This window comes from Sphingobium sp. CECT 9361 (assembly GCF_918741285.1).
GTDB lineage: Bacteria > Pseudomonadota > Alphaproteobacteria > Sphingomonadales > Sphingomonadaceae > Sphingobium.
Genome location: NZ_CAKKNC010000017.1, coordinates 76,321 through 100,804, shown reverse-complemented (window position 1 = coordinate 100,804; position 24,484 = coordinate 76,321). Strand labels below are relative to the sequence as shown.

The following is a 24,484-nucleotide window of genomic DNA, read 5'->3' as shown; positions in this document are numbered from 1 at the left end:
CCAAAAGAGAGTTGGGACTGCGCCCAATAACATGTCGGCGTCACTCCGATAGCCCATCGCAGCATCTCACGCTTTATCGTTGACTCATGGGTCATCATCATTTCTGATGCTTGGGAACGTCTCTCCTTGGCTTGGAATTGGTCACGCAACAATGACATCATCGGGGCCGCTGGACGTCCTATCGACCTGGTCCGATCACTTTGCCAAACGCGACTGCAATGCACTGGCGGCGCTCTATCGCGAGGATGCTGTGCTCTATGGATCGAGCGACAGCTTACTGTCAGGACGGGACGCCATCCGGGACTACTTCGCTGCACTGCCTGCAGAAGGGTCGGCCAGTGCCAGATTTGACGATCTTGTCCTTGTACGGTTGTCGGTCACGACTGCGGCGGTTGCCGGCATGGTCCATTTTTCGATCGGCGCAACCTTGCTGACAGTACGCATTACCTTAACTTTCGTCGAAGACGGCGGCGTGTGGCGGATAGGCATGCACCATGCCTCAACGCTTGGGATGTTATCGAACGTTCGGCGCTGAATGCAATTCCAAGCGATTCCGAAGATGTCCGACCCGCGGTCATTTGACGGAGAGCTTCCATAAAGGACAACGCCCTATGTCAATGATCGACTCCGATCGTGATGGTCACATCCTGACGATCACTTTGAATCAGCCCGAGAAGCTGAACGCGCTGACAGCAAAGGCGTGTCATGAACTTGCGGCGCTGTGGGACCTCTATGAGGCCGACAATTCCCTGCGCGTGGCAATCGTCACCGGGGCGGGTCGCGCCTTCTGTAGCGGTCACGATCTTGCCGACGACATGGAAGCCGGTATGCCGGAGACGGGCTGGGCAGGGCTTTCGCGCCGGAATACTATGGACAAGCCGATCATCGCCGCGGCGAACGGCCTGGCTCTGGGCGGCGGCTTTGAGCTTGCCCTCGCTTGCGACCTGATCATAGCGGACGAAAAGGCAAAATTTGGTCTGCCGGAGCCACTCGTTGGATTTGCAGCACTTGGGGGCGGGGCAAATCTGTTACCTGTGAGCATGCCTTGGCATGTGGCGATGCGGTATTTGCTGACCGGCGAGATGATGGACGCGCAAACGGCGCAACATTGGGGTTTGGTAAGCGATGTGGCTCCCGCAGGCACCAGCCTCGATGTCGCGCGCAAATATGCAGAGGCCATTCTGCGGGCCGCTCCCGCCGCGATCCGGGCCACAAAGGCGGTGGCTCGGGCGGCCGTGGAGCCTGCCGCTAGAAAGCAGGAACTGTACGAGCTTTCGATGACGTGGTTCAAACACATCTTGGAACTCGAAGACACGCGTGAAGGCGAGAGTGCCTTCAGGGAGAAGCGCACGCCACGCTGGACAGGTCGCTGAGGAGTAGCGCCGACTTCAGGGAAGCTAGGCGGGAGCTTGCTAGCTTCGCGCGGTCCCTCGCCTTGTGATCAAGCGCGTTCTTCTTGTTTGCTCGAATGCTCGCGAGCAAATGCTATGTACCAAGCGGCAGTATCGGGATCGTGTTGCAGCGCCGAAGCGAATTGACCCGTTTCAATGTGGGCTTCAAGCAACTGGCGGAGGGGAACTTCCAGTCGCTTACCCGTCGCGGTGTACGGCACGGCAAGCGCTTCAAGGATTAGGTCCGGCACGTGGCGCGGGCTAAGCTTGTGCGCGACCAAATCTGCAATGTGATTGCGCAATTCGTCATCCAGCGTACGCCCTCCCGCAAGTCGGACGAAGAGCAGCAACTGGGCGCGAAAGTGGCCTGCCGAGGGACAAACGGCAATCGCATCGGTGACCAGGCTTTCCCCGACGAGTGCGCGATAGATTTCGTTGCTACCGATCCGTACGCCATGCCGCTTGATCGTGGCATCCGAGCGACCGGAAACCCGGCATCCGCCGTCCTCGAAGATGGTAATGATATCCCCTTGCCTCCACTTGCCGGGCACCTCGGAAAGATAGGTTTCAGCAAGCCGCACGCCGTTCGGGTCGTTCCACAGGTATAGCGGAGCATTGGGGAAAGGAGAGCAGATGACGAGTTCGGCGGGGTGCTCCCTCACTGGTTTCATGCTTGCGTCGAATGCTTCCACATTCATCCCGAGCATGCGAGCGGAGAGTTCCCCGGCGCGGGTCGGCAGCAATCGCACGCCGCCCGCATAACCACCGCAAATCTCGGTTGACCCCGCTTGCGAAACGATTCTCGTGCTCGACGGAAGCGCTGTCACCAGCCAACTACAGACAGCCTCCTCCGCCACGGCCCCTGCAAGAACAACCACTTCGAGCCGCGTGAGCGCATGATGGGCAACAGGAACGTAGTCCTTGTCCATCATCCTTGAAATGAAGCCGGGGCTGGTGCCGAATACAGTTGCGCCCGATTGTTCCGCAATCGCCCAAAGCCTGTCGATACCAGGATGGAACGGGCTGCCGTCGTAGATCACAACAGGTGCGCCTAGGCTCAGGCCGCCTAGCATGAGGTTCCAGACGATCCAGCTGGTAGTACTGTAGAAGAATAGTACTGATTGGTCAGATACTTCTATATGGAAGCTGAGATCCTTCATCGCGCCTAGCAGTGCACCGATATGGCTGTGCACGATGGCTTTGGGTGGACCTGAGGTTCCCGATGTGTAGACGATCCAGAGCGGATGATCCGCTGGCACAGCTTCGAACCGAAACGCTTCAGACGCAGGAGCAGGTGTCGCGGTGAGAGATGTCCAAGTGGATGCGTCGCAATGTTCTGAGGCAAGCCGATCAGTATTGTCCGAGATTACTATGACGTGTTCGAGGGACGGTAATGCACCGATGATTTCGTTCAGCGTTGCAAGTCTGTCATGGTCCTTGCCCGCATAGCGATATTGCGAAACGGCCAGGAGCGCTTTCGGTTCGATCTGGCCAAACCGGTCAATGGCGGCAGCCGCCCCGAATTCAGGGCTGCAGCTGGACCAGACCGCGCCGATCGCCGTGGCAGCAAGCATGGCGACGGCAGCCTCTGCGATGTTGGGCACATACCCAACGACCCGGTCACCGGGCTGAATTCCCATGGCCCGCAATCCGGTTGCGACTTGCCGTACGGTTGAACCCAGTTTCGACCAACTCCAGTCGGATCGGCTGCCATCTTCGGCATGGCAGATGAGCGCCGTCTGATCTGCGCGGCGGGCTTCATGCCGCAGCAGATGTTGCGCAAAGTTCAAGCGCGCGCCGGGAAACCATCTCGCGTCTCGTATCGTATCGCCGTGCAGGACTGCTTCATAGGGTGCGCTAGCTTCGATGCCGAAATAGCCCCAAAGCGCACCCCAGAATTGCGCCGGGTCGCGGATTGACCATTCCCAAAGCTCGGCATAGTTGCTGAAGGACAGGCTGCGCTTGTCGGTCAACCACCGCATAAGCGCGGTTATGTTGGAGCGTTCCATATCCTCAGGGGAGGGCCGCCACAGTATCCTTCCTCTGGGCGCAGAAATCGGTGATCCTGCCGCTACTGTGCCAGCAGGGTCGATCCTGTCCCGATGTGGCGGCTGATCAACCAAACTCCTTCTCCCAATTGGGCAATCCCGGCCCCGTATTTTTCGGGTTTTACCATTCGGGTATCGCTACAATTTTAGTATCGGCACCTGCAACGGCCTCGACTCTTCTCGGCCTTCGTACACCGTGCCGACTGAATAGATCAGGTCAGTTTCCGTGAAGCGCAGCTTTCATCTCGGCAAATAGGGTGTCGATGCGATGTTCCAGTTCCGGATGGGTAAAGAGCCAGAATTTATCGGTGCCGAGAGCATCCGCGACCTGTTTGGCCACTTGGGCCGGGTCCAGCCCGTTCCGAAGCATTTCGGTAAGTTCGTCCAGATTTTCTCCGACTGGGCGACCGTCTGGCGAGCGGCTGGCATTGGATTCAAGGATATTCGTTCTCACTGCCCCAGGCACAAGAACGGAAACACCGATGGGGCGGTCAGACATTTCATCACGCAGCGCTTCGCAGAGGACCGCGACCCCGGCCTTCATGGCGGCATAGACGCCCGTTCGCGCGGTCGGCGAGAAGATCGACATGGAAGAGGTGGCAATGATGTGTCCCGGCGTACCCGCTGCGAGGATGCGACGTGCGCCATGGGTAAGGCCATAGAACGCGCCATCAAGGCTAACGGAGCGGGACCATTCCCAAGCGTATAATGGCGTTTCGGTGAAAGGAGTCGTGCTGCCCATAACGCCAGCATTGCTGACCAGCACGGCGAGCGGCCCGTGGCGTGCCTCTGCAAGGTCCAGCGCAGCAACCCAGCCTGCTTCGTCGCGAACGTCCAGTTTGATCGCAGAGGCTCCCTCGATGCCTGCAGCGACGCGTTCCGCCCCTACAAAATCGATGTCAGCGACAACAACCTGCATCCCGCGAGCGCCGAGTTCTTCGGCAATCGCTCGACCGATGCCGCTGGATGCTCCCGTGACAAACGCCATTTTTCCTGAAAACTGTTGATCATGCATCGCCATGTTACCTTCTGAATTACTGCGGTATTGCCGTGGGTCGCGTCGTGCGATCCAATCAGGCTTCCCGGCCTGCCAAAAATCCACCGTCCACGTTGACGACCGAACCCGTCACGAAGCTGGCCCGCTGCGAAACGAGGTAGACAATTGCGTCTGCGATCTCGTTTGGCTGGGCAACCCGCCCCAATGGATGGACGGCAGCCGAATGAGCAGCGCCGACAGCATTGCCGAGTAGCTTCGAGGTCAGATTGGTAGAGACGATGCCGGGCGCGACGGCATTCACGCGAATATTATAAGGTGCGAGCTCCAGCGCGAGTGTTTTAGTCAGCCCGACAACCCCGTGCTTCGACGCGACATAGGAACTGCGGTTCATTATGCCCGTCAGGCCGGCAACAGACGCCACACTGACGATCGCGCCGCTGACGCCGGCATCCACCATCCGCCGCGTGACGACCTGCGTGAAGTGGAATACGGCAGTCAGGTTGATGTCCACGACATTCTTCCAGTCTTCCAGCGGAATGTCGAGGATGCCGCGCCATTCGCCAATACCGGCATTATTCACCAGAATACGGATCACGCCTAGAGCCGCTTCGGCGTCGGCGGCGGCCTTGATGACATCCTGCTCGCAACCGACATCGCAGGTCAGGCCAATGGCATTTCCTCCGTGCTTGATGATGTCCTCTGCAGTGGCACGCGCCGCATCGCCGTCCCGATCAACGACGGCGACTGAGGAACCGACTTCACCAAGTAAAAGAGCTGTTGCGCGCCCGATGCCAGCCCCGCCGCCGGTCACGATCGCGGGCATTCCGGTCAGGCCCAAGTCCAGGCCAACCATTAGCCGGACACCCGCGCGTGAGACTGCATAGCGGCGCGTGGCTCATTAGATCGGTCGATCATACTGTACCGTATCATCACAAACTCTCCTGAATTGCTTTAGTCCATTCGTTTTAGACGGTAATGGTCTCCTGTCTAAATGCAACGAATGGCTTGTATCGGCTTATGCTTTAGCGCCCCGCTGATAATGTAGCAGGCGCCCCAATGTCTCGACCTGATGGAGCAGCGGGATGGGCGTTCCATTGGCTTGGGCAATGGCGCCGGCGATACCGATATCCTTATGGAGGATGTCAATCTTGCCGACATAATCCGGGCGTATATAGCCGCGAGACAGATCCATATAGGCTTCGATCAGACCTTTCAGTCCGCCCATTTCCTCAGCAGCGGACGCACGCCTGTATTCGCCCAGCACGGTGGAATCCGCAAAACCTCCGGTCAGAGCCTCTGAGAGCGTCTTGGCGGACAGTCCAGCCGCTTCCGCAAAGGCAAATGCTTCCGCGATAGCTGCGGTGGTGATGAAGCCGATGATCTGGTTACTGGCCTTGGCGAGTTGTCCCATGCCCAGGTCACCCACATGGGTCAGCCGCTTTGCGAGGCTTGCCAGGATCGGCTCGGCCGTTTCAAAATCTTCGCGGCGTCCCCCAACCATTATTGCAAGAGTGCCTGCCCGGGCGCCTGGGGGGCCCCCGGAAACCGGCGCGTCAAGCCAAGTTGTGCCTGTTTGCGTGTACAGGCGATGCGCAAGGGCCTGGGTGTCCTTTGGCGAAATGGTGGAATGATCGACAATGATCCGTGGCGCAGCGCTTGCGCTGGCTATTCCATCTGGCCCGAAAACGACGTCCGCCACTGCCTCGGCCGAAGAAAGGCACAGGCATACGATATCGCACATGGTCGCGAGTTCGGATACAGAATGCGGGACGGGGAAACCTTGCGCTGCAAAGGGGTGTGTGCGGGCAGTAGTGCGGTTCCATACCGCCACTTCGTGGCCTGTTTCGTGCAGGCGCATCGCCATCGGAGCGCCGATGTCGCCCAGACCTATGAAGCCCACTTTTGGGGTATAGTTATTTCCCGTCATGGCCGCGCTTCAACCAGTACCAGCCTGATGTGCCGTTCTTGTCTCTGGTGTGGCTGAGCAAGCCGTTGTGCGCTGTAAGGGCACTGTTGGTAGCCATCAGCACGGTAGTATCGACCTCAAGCGCGATCGCGTCTCGGGTAACGCAGGTCATGGAGCGTGTCCTCCTCATTGCTGCATCCATGTTATAGATCGGCACTGCTTGGCACCAGTGTCGCTGGCTGCTATTTTCTTATCGTATGAGAAAGGGAACGCCACAGATCGCCGTAGTCAGGCGTAGCCTCGCCCTGCTTGATGAGGTTGTTGCTGACCAGCGCGGCCTGACCGAGATCGCCCGTGATCTGGGTATTCCACTGTCGACAGCCTATCGCCAAGTCGCGACGCTGGTTGCTGAGGGCTATCTGGTGCGGTCAGCCAATGGCCAGCACACTGCCGGTCACCGCCTGCTGCGCCTGCTGGGCAGAGTCGATGAAAAGCAAATGATCGCCAACGTGGCAGGTCCTGCGCTGCACCGTCTGGCTGCCCGGGTCGGCGCGATCGTTCAGCTTGGCACGCTTGATAATGAGATGGTCACCTACAGGATAAAAACCGGGCAAGGTGCCGGCAGGCTGTTCACCAAGGTGGGCATGCAGATGGAGGCCTATTGCACCGCGATAGGCAAGGTTTTGCTAGCGGAATTGTCTGATCGTGAGCTTGATGCGTACCTCTCCAATGGGCCGTTCGTGCCACTAACCGAGCGAACCATCGTCGGACCACAGCACCTGCGGGAGGAATTGGCAAAAGTACGTGGCGATGGGTATGCGGTCGATGATGGTGAAGCCGCTGAGCGGTTGTTCTGCCTCGCGGTCCCCGTGCGCTCGGCTGTCAGCCAAATTCAGGCGGCGGTTTCGATTTCACGAAGCAATCGGTTGACCGCAAAAGATAGGGCAGACGTGCTGGAGCTTTTGCACGAGACCGCTGCGGAGATCGAATATACGCTTGCGGGAATGGAATTCCCAGCCCGTCCGATTAATTAGTGGGTGAATGGCAATGTTATTCTGGTCAACTATCTCATCCCACCACATGGGCCTCGAATGCGACCGGGCAAATGCAGCGAAGATATGAATAACGTCATCGGACGGGAAAGTTCCCTCGGAATGGGGATGGTCGGTCGCAAACAACAGCGCCGACATCCTGATTCCATGACGGATCGCCATCGATGAGCCGGTATCGTCCAGATCTGGTTTGGCATGCGGGAAAGCTTGGACCCGACGCCGTTCGCATGGCCGATAACGCCGCCGCGAACGAGCGAAAAACATTCAATTGTATATCTATCACAAGGCTGAAGATGAATTTTGAGGCGAGATTTTGGGAAGGCAACTTGCCTCGTTCCCCGATGGCTAGGGAGAGTGGCAACATCATGGCCGTAGAGCGGAAGAACCCGGCGCGCGTCCCTTTGCTCGAGGGCTGCCAACTTTGGCATCGCTCATTCAGCGGCAGTGGAGACGTCTGATGTCGATCACCATGCCTGTTCCAGATATTGCTACCCTTCAAAAGCGGGAAGCAATCATTGCTGCGATGCGCGCCATCGTGCCGGGTGACGGTGTGATCGATGAAATCGATGCGTTGCGCCCCTATGAATCCGATGGCCTCACGGCCTACCGCCAGCCCCCGATGCTGGTCGTTCTGCCCGACACGGTAGAGCAGGTTTCTGCCGTGCTGCGCTGGTGTCATTCCGAAGGCGTAAAGGTTGTGCCGCGGGGGTCTGGTACGTCGTTGTCGGGCGGCGCCTTGCCGCTGGCTGACGCGGTTCTGCTCGGTATGGGGAAATTCAAGAAAGTTATAGAGATTGACTATGACGAACGAATTGCCATCGTCCAACCGGGAGTGACAAACCTTGCGATCACGCAGGCGGTAGAAGGCAGGGGCTTTTACTACGCGCCGGACCCATCGAGCCAGATCGCCTGTTCGATCGGTGGTAATGTGGCTGAGAATTCAGGCGGTGTGCATTGCCTTAAATACGGCCTTACCACCAACAACGTGCTTGGCGTGGAACTGGTGCTCATGGACGGCGAGATTGTCCGGCTAGGCGGCCGGCATCTCGATCCAGCCGGGCTTGACCTACTGGGGGTGGTTGTCGGGTCTGAGGGGCTTTTAGGTGTCGTGACCGAAGTCACCGTGCGCATTCTGCCCAAGCCGCAGACTGCGCGCGCCATCCTGCTCGGTTTTCCCGACGCGGAGCGGGCGGGCGCCTGCGTCGCCCAGGTGATTGCAGAGGGCATCATACCGGCGGGCATGGAGATGATGGACAAGCCAGCCATTCACGCCGCGGAGGCATTCGTTAAGGTCGGTTATCCGCTGGACGTTGGCGCGTTGCTGATTGTGGAACTGGACGGTCCTGCTGCCGAATGCGATCATCTGATCGAGGAGATCGATCGCATAGCGGCCGAGAATGGCGCACTCACTCGGCGCGTGTCCAACAATGAACAGGAGCGGCTCGCCTTTTGGGCCGGACGCAAGGCTGCATTCCCGGCGGTCGGACGCCTTGCGCCTGACTATTATTGCATGGACGGCACGATCCCGCGCCGTCGCCTGCCCGATGTGTTGCGGCGGATGGAAGAGCTCTCGACTCATTACGGCCTTGGGGTCGCCAACGTGTTCCATGCGGGCGATGGCAACCTCCACCCGCTGATCCTGTACGACGCCAACCAGCCCGGGCAGCTCGACAAGGCGGAAGAATTTGGCAACGACATATTGCGCCTTTGCGTCGAAGTGGGCGGAGTGTTGACCGGCGAACATGGCGTGGGTGTGGAAAAGCGGGATCTGATGCCTGAAATGTTCAGCGAAACCGACCTCAACCAGCAGCAGCGCCTGAAATGCGCTTTCGATCCGCTGTTGCTGCTCAATCCGGGCAAGGTCTTCCCCCGACTGCACCGTTGCGCCGAGCTGGGCCGCGTCCATGTGCATGGCGGGCAACTGCGCTTTCCTGACATCCCGCGCTTCTGATGTCTGATATCAAGCCTCAATCCGCACAGGATGTGTGCGATGCGCTCGCCGACGCCAAACGCGATGGCGTTCGCGTCGAAATTCGTGGCGGTGGTAGCAAGGCGCTGATTGGCGCGCCCCGCGACGTACGCGTTATCAGTCTCGCGGCAATCACTGGCGTGGTCGATTATGATCCGGCCGAGCTGGTCCTCACCGTGCGCGCCGGAACCCCGCTGGCAGAGATCGAGGCACTGGTCGCCTCCGAACGGCAGATGCTGGCATTCGAGCCGTTCGATCATGGTCCGATATTCGGAGAAGCGTCAGGCAAGGCGACCATCGGCGGTGTGATTGCCGCTGGTGTGGCCGGATCAGGGCGGGTGACGGCTGGCAGCGCACGCGATCATCTGCTTGGTTTCACGGCCGTTTCCGGGCGCGCTGAAACCTTCGTCGCGGGTGGCAAGGTCGTGAAGAACGTGACCGGTTTCGACCTGTCGAAGCTTTTTGCGGGGAGCTGGGGTCGGCTGGGCGCGATAACAGAACTGACGGTGAAAGTTCTGCCGAGGCCGCGCGTGTCCGCCACACTTGCGATAGAGGGGCTGGATTGCCGCGCATCCTGCTCTGCCATGGCCAGCGCTCTTGGCAGTCATGCGGAGGTATCAGCCGCCGCGCGTCATCCCGATGGTACCACGCTGTTTCGCGTGACAGGCTTTGAACCCTCGGTCGAGGCGCGCTGCGCGATGTTGCCGCAATTGCTCGGCGGTCATGGCGCGATGGAGCGCATTGATCCGACAGTGGCCGATGCCCTGTGGCGCGATGCGGGCACGGGCGTTTCGCTTCACGGTGAGGTGCTGTGGTGTCTCCATGTTCCTCCGGGTCGGACGCCTGAAATTATCGAAAAGATCGAACCGCTCGGCGCACGCTGGTCCCTCGATTGGGGCGGTGGGCGGATTTGGGCTGCCGTTGACAGTGATGCCGCGCCTGTTCGTGCCATCGCCCAGGCAGCGGGAGGCCAGGCCATGCTGATCCGGGCGCCTTCCGAGATGCGGTCGACACTATCTGCACATCATCCGCGCCCGTCCGGCGTTGCCGCGCTGGAGGCGCGAGTACGCCGCGCCTTCGATCCCGACAGTCTGTTCGAGACCGAACGATTTCTGGGTGAGGAGACGACCGATGCAGACTAATTTCGCGCCCGAAACGCTGGCCGATCCAGCCATGCAATCGTCGGAGTCGGTCATCCGCAAATGTGTTCATTGCGGATTTTGTACAGCGACCTGTCCGACCTACACGCTCCTTGGCGATGAACTGGATTCGCCGCGCGGGCGCATCTACCTGATGAAGGACATGCTCGAAAATGAGCGAGTGCCGACGGAAAAGGTCGTCAAGCATATCGATCGCTGCCTGTCCTGCCTGTCCTGCATGACGACCTGCCCCTCGGGCGTTCACTACATGCACCTGGTCGATCACGCGCGCGCCTATATCGAGGAGCACTATCGGCGGCCCCTGGTTCAGCGTTTCTATCGCGCGCTGCTGGCGTCCATCCTGCCGCATCCCGACCGCTTTCGACTGGCCCTGCGGCTGGCGCCACTGGCGCGACCGTTCACGCCCGTCCTCCGGCAATTCAGAGTCTTTCGCCCGCTCATCGCGATGCTCAACCTCGCACCACGGTCGCTTGAGGCCAAGGCGCCCACTGTGGCGTCACCCGCCTCCCAGAGCAAAGGCCGGGTGGCAATCCTCCAGGGCTGTGCCGAACCAGCGCTGCGCCCGGAATTTCGCGCGGCTGCGGTGCGCCTCATCAATCGCTGTGGGTACGACGTGATCTTCGCGGCGGGTGAAGGCTGCTGTGGCGCATTGGTACATCATATGGGCCGCGAGGAAGCCGCCCTCGAAGCCGCCCGGCGTAATGTTGATGCCTGGACGCGGGAGATCGAGAACGGCGGGTTGGCAGCAATCATCATCACGACATCCGGCTGCGGCACGACGATCAAGGATTATGGCTTCATGCTGCGCGATGATCCGGTCTATGCAGCCAAGGCGGATCGGGTCGCAACGCTCGCCCGCGATGTCAGCGAGTTTCTGGACGAAGTGGGGCTGCCGGCAACGCGCCCGACCGGGCTGAGCGTGGCCTATCACGCGGCCTGTTCGCTCCAGCATGGGCAAAAGGTGACAGACGCACCAAAGCGCCTTCTGACGCAGGCGGGCTATGCCGTTCTGACACCGGCAGAAGCCCATTTGTGCTGTGGTTCGGCGGGGACTTATAATATCCTGCAGTCCGAAATCGCGGATCAACTGGGCGATCGCAAGGTGGCTAATATCGAGAGGCTCGAAGCACAGGTCATTGCTGCCGGTAACATTGGGTGCGCGATGCAGATCGGCCAGCGCACCCACACCCCGGTGGTACATACCGTCGAGTTGCTCGATTGGGCGACCGGGGGCCCTGTACCGCCAACACTTCATCATCTCGCATCAAAAGGAACAGACGCATGAGCCGTATCACACTCCAACAGGCAACGACCGTCATCACCGCCGCTTTTGCCAAGGCAGAAGAGCTCAAGCTGAAGCCGCTCGGCGTGGTTGTGCTGGATGCCGGTGGCCACGTCATTGCCTATCATCGCCAGGATGGCGCTTCCACCGGTCGTTTTCAACTGGCAGTCGGGAAAGCTGCAGGGGCCTTGTTCCTCGGGATGTCGTCCCGCAAGATCGGAGACATGGCCGGTGAACGAGCTTCCTTTCTTAGCTCTCTTGGCCCGATTGCGCCTTCGGGGGTTGTGCCCGCCGCTGGCGGTATTATCGTCGTCGATGCCGAAGGCCTCGCAATCGGGGCAATAGGGATTTCTGGCGACCTGTCCGACATGGATGAAGCCTGCGCCATAGCGGGAATCGAAGCAGCCGGATTGCGCGCTCAGGGCTGAGCGAGTTCCACGCCCCCCTTACGCATTGGGAATCGATGCGCAAAATTAGCGAGCAGCGCTGCGTAAGACTGGGCGACGGTAGTAACAATGGACCGGCCAGCAAGGAGGTAGCGGAAGTTCGGTTCGTGCACTCCTTGCGCACGTATTTCTTGCGGGGGGGGGCAGCGAGGATCATGAAATCGAACGGGCAGCCGCTGCGCAAGGGCCTGGCTATCTTCTGAGAGGACTTCCACAGAAGCGACCAGCATGGTTGCGGGTCCACGATGATCCCATTTCTCACCATCCACTCGGGTGTCGTCCCCAGTTCAATCCTTGCCGCGCCCACCATTCTTCTTCGATCCCCTCGACTTAGGCCGGACTGCCGGGCTAAGCCTGTGGCAACGCTGCGGCGAGAAGAGAATGAAGGAATGTTCATGCAATCGATGTTGAAAGGCGGCGTTGTTTCGCCCGTCATGATGATGTGCGCGCTGGGTGTGGCGATGCCGGCATCCGCGCAGGCACCCGTTTCGAAGCCATTGACGCTGGAGCGCGTGTTCGCCAGCCCCGATCTGTCCGGGCCGCAGCCACGTGCGCTCAAGCTGTCCCCCGACGGGAAATTCGTGACGCTGCTCAAGCCGCGCGTGGATGAGAAGGAACGCTTCGATTTGTGGGCGATCGATACGGCGTCCGGGGCGGAGCGGATGCTGGTCGATTCGAAGAAGGTCGGCAGCGGCGCTGAACTGAGCGAAGCGGAGAAGATGCAGCGCGAACGTGCGCGGATCGGCGACAGCAAGGGCATCGTGGCCTATGATTGGGCGCCCGATGGCAAGCGTATCATGGTGCCGCTGGATGGCGACCTGTATCTGGCCGGACTGGATGGAAAGATCACGCGGATCACCAATACGCCGCAGGGGGAACTCAACCCCACCGTCAGCCCGGCGGGGGGCTATGTCTCGTTCGTGCGCGACGGCAATCTGTTCGTGACGCGCGCGGACGGGCAGGGGGAGAAGCAACTGACCACCGGCGCATCCGATACAGTTAGCTGGGGCGTGTCCGAATTCGTGGCACAGGAAGAAATGGACCGCACCACTGGCCATTGGTGGTCGCCGGGTGACCGCTATCTCGCGGTCGCGCGCGTCGATGAAAGCCCGGTTGGCATCGTTACCCGCGCCGCCATCGGGGCAGACGGCACGAGCGTTTATGCGCAGCGCTATCCGAAGGCGGGAACGCCCAATGCGCTGGTTGATCTCTATGTGATGAAGCCGGATGGTTCCGGGCAGATCAAGGTCGACATGGGGAGTAATCCCGATGTCTATCTGGCGCGCGTCAACTGGTCGAAGGACGGCAAGACGCTCTATGTTCAGCGCGAAAGTCGCGATCAGAAGCGGCTCGACCTTCTTTCGGTCGATCCCGTCACGGGCAAGTCCACGGTGGTCCTGACCGAACGCGCGAAGACATGGATCAACCTCCACAACAACTTCCGTGCTTTGGCCGATGGCAGTTTTCTGTGGTGGTCGGAGCGGACCGGGCATGGGCATCTGTACCATGTGAACGGTGCGAAATGGACCGCGCTGACCGAGGGGCCGTGGGAAGTGAAACAGGTCGCGGGGGTCGATGAGGCCAAGGGACTCGTCTATTTCACGGGCAACCGCGAAACGCCGCTGGAGGATCAGTTTTACAGTGCTTCGCTGCGTGGCGGGAAAAAGCCGACGCCTGCGCGCCAGTTGACGAGCAGCGGATGGTGGAACGATGCGGTGATGGACAGCGCCGCAACGCGCATCATCGTCAGCCGCAGCAACAGCGATCAGCCCAAACAAATCTATCTGGCCGATGCCGGTGGCACGCGGCTGCGCTGGTTGTCCGAAAATGCGCTGGACGCCACGCATCCCTATGCGCCCTATATGGCGAGCCATGTGAAGACGGTATTCGGAACGATCAAGGCAGCGGACGGATCGGCGCTGTATACCAAGATCATGACGCCGCCGCTGGAACCGGGAAAGCGCTATCCCGTGTTCATGATCCATTATGGCGGTCCGGGCGCGGGGCGTCAGGTGACGAACCAGTGGGGCGGGGCGCTGAACGACTATCTCGTGCAGCAAGGCTGGATCGTTTACGCAGTCGACAATCGCGGCACGCCCGATCGTGGCAAGGCGTTCGAGGATCAGATCTACAAGGCCATGGGAACGGTCGAGGTCGAGGATCAGCTTGCCGGGGCGAAATGGCTCAAGGCGCAGCCTTTCGTCGATCCCGCGCGGATCGCGACCTATGGCTGGTCCTATGGCGGTTATATGACGCTAAAGCTGCTGCAGAAGGCGCCCGGTACGTTCATGGCGGGCATTTCCGGCGCGCCGGTCACCAAATGGGATTTGTACGACACCCATTATACCGAGCGCTATCTGGGCGATCCCAACACGAAGGATAGCGCCTATCCTGCGTCGGGCGCTCTGGAAGAAGCCGATGCGTTGAAAGATCCTATGCTGCTGATCCACGGCATGTCGGACGACAATGTGGTGTTCGACAATTCGACGGCGCTGATGGCGAAGATGCAGGGCGCGGCCGTGCCGTTCGAAACGATGGTCTATCCCGGCCAGACGCATCGTGTCGGCGGGCCAAAGGTCTCGGTGCATTTGTGGAACACTATCCTCAATTTCCTCGCACGTCATGATCCGGCGAAGAAATGAGGAAGCCCCGGCGTTACTTGGGTAACGTCGGGTTGGCCTTCGGCGGCGCGAATATTTGTGCTGGCGGGATGTTATACGCGCCCGCTGGCGCCCCCGGTGGTGGCGGGGTTTTCCCTCCGCTGCCGGAGCAGATCGGATCATTATCGGGGCATGGCAATATCTGAACGGACGGCACGCCATAGCGCCTGCGCCATTCTTCCAGACGGCGCAGATAATCGGCATAGGCCGCCCAGAAATCCTGAAACGGCTTTTCCAGTCTCTTCAACGCTTCAGGCGCATAGGGAATCAGCGCTTCGGGCGCCATCCCGTTGATCGTAGTCACGACGTCCCGAGCGACCGGGCAAAAGGCCTTTTGGGCTGGTGGCAACGAGAAATAATTATAAACGACGGTGTATATCTTATCACGCATCGTCACGGCATCCGCGCCATATTTTACGACATAGGTCGCATCCGCAGTCATATTGGCCCGAGACAATGGCAGCACATGAATACGCAACATGCTATTGTAATTCACGCCCATGATATCCCCTGCATCCCGGCATGACAGCGCTGCGACGTTCAGCGCCATCCGTACATGCCACAAGGCTTGCTCTCCAGTCATGTTCCGGTTCGGCGTGATGTAGAGACCTTGCGCATCGATAGGAGGCAGGTCGAGATTCTCTGCCGACCCCAGAGGTGGCAAAGGCATGACCGTGGGGATGACTTGCGGTGGCGCATAGACGGGCGGCGGGGGCTTGGCGCAACTGGTCAGAGCAATGGCCGCTGCGCTTGGGATATATACCAGCAGGCGGCGGGACGCCCGCGCTTTCATCATCATCCGTTCATTCCACCTGACACGATCCATCTGCAATACGCGCAGAGGCATAAGTCGATCCCCATATTAACCATATCTGAAACCCGCTTTGAAATTGAGATCAGGCGCGCCCGTCCTGCGGTTGTCGGATGGCGTGGGAAGAATTGTGGCTGTGGTGAGTCCAGCTGGGTTCGAACCAGCGACCTACTGATTAAAAGTCAGTTGCTCTACCGACTGAGCTATGGACCCACAGGCACGGCGCGCAGCCGGGCGATTGAGTAGCGGTCCCCTAAAGAGGGTTGGGGCGATGGTCAACCGGCTTCCTGCGTGAAAGGCGAACGGCGAGTTGATGAACTGTCAATCCGCCCACGGGATCGCGCCAATCCGGGGCGATCCGCGCGAGAGGATGTAGCACGAAATCGCGGTCGCGAAAGGCTACGTGCGGGATCGCGAGATTGCTTCCTGTCCACAGGCCTCCTGACCAGAGAATGATGTCCAGATCCAACGTGCGTGCGCCCCAGCGCCTGCGTCGGCGGCGGCCGTAGCGATCCTCGATATTCTGTAGGTGGGCAAGCAGGGCGGGGGGAGGGAGGTTGGTTTCGACGATGGCGACCGCATTCGCATAGCGCCGTTTCGAAGGGCCGACGGGCGCGGATTGGATAATCTTGGACCGCGCTAGAAGCGACAGCGGTGGGCTATCCAGCGCGTCCAGCGCGCGATCCACCAATGCGACCGGACCAAGCGCGCCGGTCAGCGACTGGTTCGACCCCAGCGCAATAACATAGGTGTGGAGGACTGTGCTTGCGTCGGCCATCCTGACGCGCCTATCGCACAGCCATGACATTGCAAGCCCCTGAAAGTGCTATCCCGCAGACCGAGCCGCCACGCGATTGTCCGTTGTGCCCGCGGCTGGTCGCCTATCGTCATGCGTGCCAGGCGGAATTTCCGACATGGTGGAACGGGCCAGTGCGCGTGATGGGCGATCCGGCGGCGCGGATAGCGATCATCGGCCTTGCGCCGGGCAAGCATGGCGCCAATCGAACGGGTCGGCCCTTTACCGGGGATTATGCAGGCGATTTGCTGTTCGCGACGCTGGCGAAGTTCGGATTGTCCAACGACAGCTATAACAGCCGCGTCGACGACGGGTTGATGCTGAACGACATCATCATCCTAAACGCCGTCAAATGCCTGCCGCCGCAAAATAAACCGACACCTGAAGAGATCCGCACCTGCCGGCCGTTTCTGGCAAAAGGCATCGACGCTTTGCCCAATGTGCAGGTTTTCATCGCGCTGGGCCAGATTGCGCATCAGTCGGCGGTAAAGGTGTTGGGCGGGCGCTTGCCAAAGGCACGGTTCGGGCATCTTGCCGAACATCGAATGCCCGATGGCCGTATGCTAGTCGATAGCTATCACTGCTCGCGCTACAACACGAATACCGGGCGACTGACGGCGGAGATGTTCGAGGCGGTGTTTGCCCGCGCGCTGGCGCTTGTTTCGCACAGCGCTCCAATTGACTAAGCCCTGCCTGCCCCCTACATCGCGGCGCATATAGGTCTATGGTCCGCAAGGGCCGGTCCGCCCCCGGAAACATAGGAAATTGCATGTTCGGCGCCATCGCCAAAACGATCTTCGGGTCATCCAACGAACGCTACGTCAAGTCGATGCAGAAGACGGTCGACAAGATATCGTCGTTCGAACCGCAGATTTCGGCGCTTTCCGATGCTGATCTTGCCGCGCAGACGGTGCGTTTCCGTGAACGGCTTGCGGCTGGCGAAACGCTGGACGACCTGCTGCCCGAAGCATTTGCGACGGTACGCGAAGCGGCGACGCGGACGCTGGGCCAGCGGCATTATGACGTCCAGATGATCGGCGGCATCGTCCTGCATCGCGGTGAAATCGCCGAGATGCGGACGGGCGAAGGCAAGACGCTGGTGGCGACATCGGCGACATACCTCAACGCGCTCGAAGGCAAGGGCGTGCATGTCGTCACGGTCAACGACTATCTGGTGCGGCGTGACTGCGACTGGATGGGCCAGGTCTATCGTTTCCTGGGGCTGACTACCGGCGTCATCGTTCCCAATATGCGCGAAGACGAGCGGCGGGAGGCGTATGCCGCCGACATCACCTATGCGACGAACAACGAGCTTGGCTTCGATTATCTGCGCGACAACATGAAGTTCGACCGTGCGTCCATGGTGCAGCGGCCCTTCAACTACGCGATCATCGATGAAGTCGATTCCATCCTGATCGACGAAGCGCGCACGCCGTTGATTATCTCCGGCCCGACCGACGACAAATCCGATCTGTATCGCTCCGTCGATCTGATCGTGAAGCAATTGTCCGACGAGGATTACGAGAAGGACGAAAAGCAGCGCTCCATCACGCTGACCGAGGATGGCACCGAAAAGATCGAGCGCCTGCTGGAAGTGGCTGGGCTGATCGAAGGCACCAACCTCTACGACTTCGAAAATACGCAGGTCGTGCATCATGTGAACCAGGCGCTGCGCGCGGTCATGATGTTCCGCCGCGACATCGATTATATCGAGAAAGACGGCAAGATCGTCATCATCGATGAGTTTACCGGCCGTATGATGGACGGGCGCCGTTGGTCCGATGGTCTGCATCAGGCCGTCGAAGCCAAGGAAGGCGTCGAGATAGAGCCGGAAAACCAGACGCTGGCGTCGATAACCTTCCAGAATTACTTCCGCATGTATCCCAAACTGTCGGGCATGACCGGCACCGCCGCGACCGAAGCGACCGAATTCTACGAAATCTACAAGATGAACGTCGTGACGATCCCGACCAACGTGCCGGTGCAGCGGATCGACGAGGAAGACGAATTCTACAAGAACACGCAGGACAAGTTCCGCGCCATCGCCAAGGCTATCGGTGAAAAGGCGAAGATCGGTCAGCCGGTTCTGGTGGGTACGGTTTCGATCGAAAAGTCCGAAATGCTCTCCGACTTCCTGAAGGAAGAAGGCGTCGAGCACGCTGTTCTCAACGCCCGCTTCCACGAACAGGAAGCGTATATCGTCGCGCAGGCGGGCCGTAAGGGCGCGGTGACTATCGCCACCAACATGGCCGGTCGCGGCACCGACATCAAACTGGGCGGCAATGCCGAGTTCCGCATCGAGCAGGAACTGGCCGACACCCCCGAAGGTCCGGAGCGCGACGCGGCGATTGCCAAGATCGAAGCGGAGATCGACGCAGAGAAGGCCGAAGTGCTGGCCGCTGGCGGTCTGTTCGTTCTGGGCACCGAACGCCACGAAAGCCGACGCATCGACAATCAGCTTCGCGGGCGTTCTGGCCGTCAGGGCGATCCGGGCTTGTCGCGCTTCTACCTCAGCCTTGAGGACGATCTGCTGCGCATTTTCGGTCCTGACACTTTGTTCGCGCGGATGATGAACAACAATATGGCCGATGGCGAAGCGATCGGTTCCAAATGGCTGAGCAAGGCCATCGAGACAGCGCAGAAGAAGGTCGAAGCACGCAACTACGACATTCGCAAACAGGTCGTCGAATATGATGACGTGATGAACGATCAGCGCAAGGTCATCTACGAACAGCGCGCCGACATCATGGACGCGGAAACCGTGGACGATGTGGTCATCGACATGCGTCACGAGACCGTGAACGACATCGTTGCCGATGCCTGCCCGCCGGGCACCTATCCCGAACAGTGGAATGTCGAATCGCTCAAGGCGCGCGCAGCCGAGACTCTGGGCATCGAACCCGATTTCGATAGCTGGCTGAACGAAGACTCGGTCGATCCGGAAATGCTGGAGGAGCGTCTTGCGGCGCTCGCCCATACGCAGGTTGCGGAGAAGATCGCCGATCTGGACGCCGAAAGCTGGCATGGCGTGGAAAAGAGCATCCTGCTCCAGAACCTCGACCACCATTGGAAAGAGCATCTGTCCACGCTCGACGCGTTGCGGCAGGTCGTCCATCTGCGCGCTTATGCGCAGAAGACGCCGATCAACGAGTATAAGCAGGAAGCCTTTGCGCTGTTCGAGCGGATGCTGTCGAACATCCGCGAGGATGTGACCCGCACGATTGCCAATGTGCAGTTCCGCATGGACAACGATCCCATGCCGCAGTTCGACCTGCCGGTGCTGCCCGATTTCATCACGACGCATATCGACCCGTTCACCGGGGAAGATGACAGTGCCGATCAGGATGCAGGAACCTCTGGCTTCATCACCACGACGCTCCCTCGCCCTACAGTTGGCAGCGCAATGGGCGGCAATCCCTATGAAGGGCAGGACATCAGCCGCAACGCGATGTGTCCCTGTGGATCGGGTCTCAAGTACAAGCATTGCCACGGCCAATTGGTCTGATCGTCGATGACGGCGCTGGCGCTGCTTTTCGGCCTTACCGCAGCGCTCTATGCTGCGGTGGGGTTTGGAGGCGGGTCGACCTATAATGCGCTGCTGGCGCTCTGGGGGGTCGATTACCGGATACTTCCGGCGATAGCGCTGATCTGCAACATCATCGTCGTGACGGGTGGATCCATACGCTTTGCCCGTGCGGGTCTGGTGCCGTGGCGGCGGCTGTGGCCGATCCTGCTCCTGTCCGCGCCGCTGGCCTGGGCCGGTGGGCGGATGCCGATATCCGAAGCGTTGTTTACCGGGATGCTTGGGCTGTCATTGCTGGCGGCGGGCCTGCTGCTGCTGTTTCAGCCGGAGCGTAGTGAGGATTTGCCCGATTCCCAGAGCCGCGTGCTGACGCCCATTCTGGGTGCGGGCGTTGGTTTTCTGTCCGGACTTGTCGGCATCGGCGGGGGCATTTTCCTTGCGCCGATCATGCACCTTATTGGCTGGGCACGCGCGAAACGGATCGCGGCTTCGGCAAGCGTGTTCATCCTGGTCAATTCCATCGCCGGACTGGTCGGGCAACTGATGAAGATCGACGATCCGGTGCTGGAAGCCCATTTGATGTCTTATTGGCCTTTGGGCGTCGCGGTCCTCATTGGAGGGCAGCTTGGCAGCCATGTGGGTATCCGCCTGCTCCCGGCGTCACTGGTGCGCCGCGTGACGGCCGTTCTCATACTTTACGTTGCGGTGCGCATGTTGGGGAAATGGGCAGGCTGGTTCTGACCGCATGTTCGTATGGCATCCAGAAAGGGATGCGGTGTGGACTGGAGCGTTTCCGATTGCGAACCATATAACAGACCGACGGTCCGGCGATGCGCGAAGCCGGCAAGGCGCGGGCGCATCACGCCTGTCGCCCGATGGCTGTCTGGCATAACCGTGACGCCCAGTCCAGCCGCGACCATCGCCAGCACGCGATCATCCTGAACCGAGCGCAGCGCAAAATGCGGGCGAATGCCCCGCTCGGTGAAATGGCGGCTCGTTTCAGACAGCACTTCGCAATGCCGACGGACGATCATCACGTCGCCTGCCAGTTCCTCCGCGCCAATGACATCGCGGTCGGCCAGCTTGTGAGTATCCGGCACCGCGAGCGCATATCCTTCCTCGATCAATGGTTCTTCCAGAAACCGTTCGCCGCCACGCCCGACCAGAGTCAGCGCCACATCGATCCTGCCCTGTCCCAGATGCCGGACCAGTTCCCGCTCGCTACCTTCGAGAAGTTCGATCTGGGTGCCCGCCTGTGCCGCAGCGGTAACCGCTGGCGTGATCAAATGGCTCGCAACGCTACCCAGCCAACCGATACGCAATAGCGCGGTTGTCTCAACGCCACTGACCGCTTGCTGTGCGAGAAGAAACTCCGTCTCGATCTTTCGCGCATGGCCCAGAAAGCGCGATCCCGCATCGGTGAGGCCGACACGTTGATTGGACCGCATGAACAGTGCGGCGCCCACCAATCGCTCCAGTTTGGCTATGCCGACTGATAATGTGGGTTGCGACACGTTGCAGTGACTGGCTGCCCGCGAGAAAGTGCCGTGGTCTACCACTGCAAGAAAATAGCGAAGAAGGTATCGATCGATCATAGACCGTGTCTATACACTCCTTGTCCGTCTTTCAATTTTCCACCGCATCGAAATGTCGCTATCCTGCCTACCAATAGGAGAGCCACGCATGACCGATTTCGATTTCGCCCTAGGCGAGACCGCTGACATGATCCGCGACACGACACGCCGATTTTCCGCCGAGCAGATCGCACCGATCGCGGCGAAGATCGACGCCGACGACTGGTTTCCGCGCGAATTATGGCCCGCCATGGGCGAGTTGGGCCTGCACGGCATCACGGTTTCGGAAGAAGATGGCGGGCTGGGGCTGGGCTATCTGGAACATGTCATCGCCTGCGAAGAAGTGTCGCGGGCATCGGCTTCCGTCGGCTTGTCCTACGGCGCGCACAGCAATCTGTGCATCAATCAGATCGCGCGCTGGGCCAATCCTGAGCAGAAAGCGAAATATCTCCCCGGCCTGATTTCCGGTGAGCATGTTGGCAGCCTCGCCATGTCGGAGGCGGGCGCCGGGTCCGATGTCGTCGGCATGAAGCTGCGCGCGGACAAGGTGGATGGTGGTTATCGGCTGAATGGCACCAAATTCTGGATCACCAATGCAGCCTATGCCGACACGCTGGTCGTCTATGCCAAGTCCGATCCGGGGGCTGGATCGCGGGGGATCACGGCGTTCCTGATCGAGAAGGACTTCGCCGGTTTCTCCATCGGTCAGAAGATCGACAAGATGGGGATGCGCGGATCGCCCACTGCTGAGTTGGTGTTCGACGATTGCTTCGTGCCGGACGAGAACGTCATGGGACCGGCAGGCGGCGGCGTAGGCGTGCTGATGAGCGGCCTGGATTATGAGCGGGCCGTGCTGTCAGGTATCCAGCTTGGTATCATGCAGGCGTGCCTCGATACGGTCATCCCTTATGTTCGGGAGCGCAAGCAGTTCGGCAAGGCGATCGGCACGTTCCAACTAATGCAGGCGAAGGTTGCCGACATGTACGTCGCGCTCAGTTCTGCGCGGGCTTATGTCTATGCTGTGGCGCGGTCATGCGATGCGGGCAAGACGACGCGCTTCGACGCGGCGGGCGCGATCCTGTTGGCGAGCGAGAACGCCGTGAAGGTGGCGCTGGAGGCGGTGCAGGCACTCGGCGGGGCAGGTTATACGAAGGATTGGCCGGTCGAACGCTATCTGCGCGACGCGAAGCTGCTGGATATTGGCGCGGGGACCAACGAAATTCGGCGGATGCTGATCGGTCGCGAACTGATCGGGGGTGAGGCGTGAGCGCACCTGTCCTCCCAACCGCCGTTCAGACCGACAGCGAAACCTTCCGCGCCAATGCGGCCCACAACATCGCGTTGTGCGATGCGCTTTACACCCGCGTGGCGGAGGCGGCGCAAGGCGGCTCGGAAAGCGCGCGCGCGAAACACAGTGCGCGTGGCAAGCTGCTTCCGCGTGGGCGCGTGGAGCGCCTGCTCGATCCGGGTTCGCCGTTCCTTGAGGTCGGGCAACTTGCCGCCAACGGTTTGTATGGCGACGAAGTGCCGGGCGCGGGGATTATTGCCGGGATCGGGCGAGTATCCGGGCGTCAGGTCATGATTGCCTGCAACGATGCCACTGTGAAGGGTGGCACCTATTACCCGATGACCGTGAAGAAGCATCTGCGCGCGCAGGAAATCGCGCAGGCGAACCGGCTGCCGTGCATCTATCTGGTCGATAGCGGTGGCGCGAACCTGCCGCATCAGGCGGAGGTCTTCCCCGACCGCGATCATTTCGGCCGCATCTTCTACAATCAGGCGCAGATGAGCGGCATGGGTATCCCCCAGATCGCTTGCGTCATGGGAAGCTGCACGGCGGGCGGCGCCTATGTGCCTGCCATGTCGGACGAGAGCGTCATCGTGCGCAATCAGGGGACCATCTTCCTCGCCGGGCCGCCTCTGGTGAAGGCGGCGACGGGCGAGGAGATCACCGCAGAGGATCTGGGCGGCGGTGACCTGCACGGGCGCAAGTCCGGCGTGGTCGATCATGTGGCAGAGAATGATGCTCATGCGCTGACGATCGTGCGCGATATCGTGTCGACTTTGCCGGAGAACCGGACGCCTGACATCGCCTTGAAGGAACCGCGTCCGCCCAAATACGATCCCGAAGAACTCTACGGCATCGTCCCGCAGGACGTCCGCGCGCCTTATGATGTGCGCGAAGTCATCGCCCGTATCGTGGACGGCAGCGAGTTTCATGAATTCAAGGCGTTATACGGCACGACTTTGGTCTGCGGCTTTGCGCATATCTGGGGGATGCCGGTCGCGATCCTGGCCAACAATGGCGTGCTGTTCAGCGAAAGCGCGGTCAAGGGCGCGCACTTCATCGAACTGGCGTGTCAGCGGCGTATCCCGCTGCTGTTCCTTCAGAACATCTCCGGCTTCATGGTCGGCGGCAAATATGAGGCCGAGGGGATCGCCAAGCATGGCGCGAAACTCGTCACTGCCGTCGCCACGGCGCAGGTGCCCAAGATCACGGTACTGATAGGCGGCAGCTTTGGCGCAGGCAATTACGGCATGTGCGGCCGCGCCTACGCCCCGCGTTTCCTGTTCAGTTGGCCCAATGCGCGGATCAGCGTGATGGGCGGCGAGCAGGCGGCGAGCGTCCTTGCCACCGTTCATCGCGACGCTACGGAGTGGACACCGGAGGAAGCCGAAGCCTTCAAGGCGCCCGTTCGTCAAAAATATGAGGACGAAGGCAATCCCTATTACGCCACTGCGCGCCTGTGGGACGATGGGGTGATCGACCCCGCACAGACCCGCGATGTGCTGGGACTGGCCTTCGCCGCGACGCTCAATGCGCCCGTGCCCGAAAAAGCGTCCTTCGGCGTGTTCAGGATGTGATGAC

21 protein-coding genes and 1 tRNA gene are annotated in these 24,484 nt (G+C 60.3%); 13 read left to right on the top strand and 9 right to left on the bottom strand.

Translation table 11 applies throughout. The annotated features are described in order from the left end of the window. Positions 1-151: 151 nt before the first annotated feature. Positions 152-535, top strand: a complete 384-nt coding sequence (locus tag LQ220_RS19220) for a nuclear transport factor 2 family protein (RefSeq protein WP_230189759.1) — start codon at positions 152-154, stop codon at positions 533-535. A 76-nt stretch (positions 536-611) separates the two neighbouring features. After that, positions 612-1,373 carry an enoyl-CoA hydratase-related protein gene (locus LQ220_RS19215; protein WP_230189758.1) on the top strand — a complete coding sequence of 254 codons (762 nt, stop codon included), beginning with the start codon at positions 612-614 and terminating at the stop codon, positions 1,371-1,373. A 68-nt stretch (positions 1,374-1,441) separates the two neighbouring features. Here the strand turns inward: LQ220_RS19215 and LQ220_RS19210 are convergent, their stop codons facing one another. From LQ220_RS19210 to LQ220_RS19190, 5 genes are all read right to left on the bottom strand, one after another. Continuing rightward, positions 1,442-3,514, bottom strand: a complete 2,073-nt coding sequence (locus tag LQ220_RS19210; RefSeq protein WP_290369066.1) for an acetoacetate--CoA ligase — start codon at positions 3,512-3,514, stop codon at positions 1,442-1,444. Between the two features lie 142 nt (positions 3,515-3,656). Continuing rightward, positions 3,657-4,427, bottom strand: coding sequence for an SDR family oxidoreductase (locus LQ220_RS19205; protein WP_230189756.1), 771 nt, complete (start codon positions 4,425-4,427; stop codon positions 3,657-3,659). An 85-nt stretch (positions 4,428-4,512) separates the two neighbouring features. Further along, positions 4,513-5,289 carry an SDR family NAD(P)-dependent oxidoreductase gene (locus LQ220_RS19200; RefSeq protein ID WP_230189755.1) on the bottom strand — a complete coding sequence of 259 codons (777 nt, stop codon included), beginning with the start codon at positions 5,287-5,289 and terminating at the stop codon, positions 4,513-4,515. A gap of 162 nt (positions 5,290-5,451) precedes the next feature. Further along, complete coding sequence (locus LQ220_RS19195; protein ID WP_230189754.1) at positions 5,452-6,363, bottom strand: NAD(P)-dependent oxidoreductase; 912 nt, start codon at positions 6,361-6,363, stop codon at positions 5,452-5,454. Beyond that, positions 6,350-6,514, bottom strand: coding sequence for a hypothetical protein (locus tag LQ220_RS19190; RefSeq protein ID WP_230189753.1), 165 nt, complete (start codon positions 6,512-6,514; stop codon positions 6,350-6,352). Before LQ220_RS19190 ends, LQ220_RS19195 begins: the two co-directional genes overlap by 14 nt. An 85-nt stretch (positions 6,515-6,599) precedes the next feature. On the opposite strand from LQ220_RS19190, the gene LQ220_RS19185 reads away from it, so the two are divergent. From LQ220_RS19185 to LQ220_RS19160, 6 genes are all read left to right on the top strand, one after another. Further along, on the top strand, positions 6,600-7,376 hold the full coding sequence (locus tag LQ220_RS19185) for an IclR family transcriptional regulator (protein WP_230189752.1): 777 nt from the start codon (positions 6,600-6,602) through the stop codon (positions 7,374-7,376). A 475-nt stretch (positions 7,377-7,851) separates the two neighbouring features. Further along, the gene (locus LQ220_RS19180; protein ID WP_230189751.1) at positions 7,852-9,345 is read left to right on the top strand and encodes an FAD-linked oxidase C-terminal domain-containing protein; all 1,494 of its coding nucleotides are present in this window, start codon (positions 7,852-7,854) and stop codon (positions 9,343-9,345) included. Beyond that, on the top strand, positions 9,345-10,505 hold the full coding sequence (locus LQ220_RS19175; protein WP_230189750.1) for an FAD-binding protein: 1,161 nt from the start codon (positions 9,345-9,347) through the stop codon (positions 10,503-10,505). The genes LQ220_RS19180 and LQ220_RS19175 overlap by 1 nt, the downstream gene beginning before the upstream one ends. Continuing rightward, positions 10,495-11,808, top strand: a complete 1,314-nt coding sequence (glcF, locus tag LQ220_RS19170; protein ID WP_230189749.1) for a glycolate oxidase subunit GlcF — start codon at positions 10,495-10,497, stop codon at positions 11,806-11,808. The genes LQ220_RS19175 and glcF overlap by 11 nt, the downstream gene beginning before the upstream one ends. After that, the gene (locus LQ220_RS19165) at positions 11,805-12,233 is read left to right on the top strand and encodes a heme-binding protein (protein ID WP_230189748.1); all 429 of its coding nucleotides are present in this window, start codon (positions 11,805-11,807) and stop codon (positions 12,231-12,233) included. Before glcF ends, LQ220_RS19165 begins: the two co-directional genes overlap by 4 nt. Before the next feature lie 455 nt (positions 12,234-12,688). Further along, on the top strand, positions 12,689-14,893 hold the full coding sequence (locus LQ220_RS19160; RefSeq protein WP_230189769.1) for a S9 family peptidase: 2,205 nt from the start codon (positions 12,689-12,691) through the stop codon (positions 14,891-14,893). Between the two features lie 13 nt (positions 14,894-14,906). Here the strand turns inward: LQ220_RS19160 and LQ220_RS19155 are convergent, their stop codons facing one another. The 3 genes from LQ220_RS19155 to folK form a co-directional block, all read right to left on the bottom strand. After that, a complete protein-coding gene (locus LQ220_RS19155; RefSeq protein WP_230189747.1) occupies positions 14,907-15,710 on the bottom strand; it encodes a hypothetical protein in 804 nt (267 codons plus the stop codon). A gap of 149 nt (positions 15,711-15,859) precedes the next feature. Further along, a tRNA-Lys gene (locus LQ220_RS19150) sits at positions 15,860-15,935 on the bottom strand. Between the two features lie 40 nt (positions 15,936-15,975). Further along, positions 15,976-16,500, bottom strand: coding sequence for a 2-amino-4-hydroxy-6-hydroxymethyldihydropteridine diphosphokinase (folK, locus tag LQ220_RS19145; RefSeq protein ID WP_230189746.1), 525 nt, complete (start codon positions 16,498-16,500; stop codon positions 15,976-15,978). A gap of 23 nt (positions 16,501-16,523) precedes the next feature. Between folK and LQ220_RS19140 the strand changes: the two genes are divergently transcribed. The 3 genes from LQ220_RS19140 to LQ220_RS19130 all read left to right on the top strand — a co-directional run bounded on the left by LQ220_RS19140 (position 16,524) and on the right by LQ220_RS19130 (position 20,782). After that, positions 16,524-17,204, top strand: a complete 681-nt coding sequence (locus LQ220_RS19140) for a uracil-DNA glycosylase (protein WP_230189745.1) — start codon at positions 16,524-16,526, stop codon at positions 17,202-17,204. Between the two features lie 83 nt (positions 17,205-17,287). Then, positions 17,288-20,023 carry a preprotein translocase subunit SecA gene (secA, locus tag LQ220_RS19135; protein ID WP_230189744.1) on the top strand — a complete coding sequence of 912 codons (2,736 nt, stop codon included), beginning with the start codon at positions 17,288-17,290 and terminating at the stop codon, positions 20,021-20,023. A 6-nt stretch (positions 20,024-20,029) separates the two neighbouring features. After that, positions 20,030-20,782 (top strand): sulfite exporter TauE/SafE family protein, encoded by a 753-nt coding sequence (locus LQ220_RS19130; RefSeq protein WP_230189743.1) that lies wholly within the window; start codon positions 20,030-20,032, stop codon positions 20,780-20,782. On the opposite strand, the gene LQ220_RS19125 is transcribed toward LQ220_RS19130, so the two are convergent. Continuing rightward, entirely contained in the window at positions 20,737-21,636 is a 900-nt protein-coding gene (locus tag LQ220_RS19125; protein WP_230189742.1) for a LysR family transcriptional regulator, read from the bottom strand. The two genes, LQ220_RS19130 and LQ220_RS19125, sit on opposite strands and share 46 nt — an antisense overlap. Positions 21,637-21,724: 88 nt before the next feature. Here LQ220_RS19125 and LQ220_RS19120 point away from each other — a divergent pair, with 88 nt between their 5' ends. Then, complete coding sequence (locus LQ220_RS19120; RefSeq protein ID WP_230189741.1) at positions 21,725-22,882, top strand: isovaleryl-CoA dehydrogenase; 1,158 nt, start codon at positions 21,725-21,727, stop codon at positions 22,880-22,882. After that, complete coding sequence (locus tag LQ220_RS19115) at positions 22,879-24,480, top strand: carboxyl transferase domain-containing protein (protein ID WP_230189740.1); 1,602 nt, start codon at positions 22,879-22,881, stop codon at positions 24,478-24,480. The genes LQ220_RS19120 and LQ220_RS19115 overlap by 4 nt, the downstream gene beginning before the upstream one ends. Positions 24,481-24,484 lie beyond the last annotated feature (4 nt).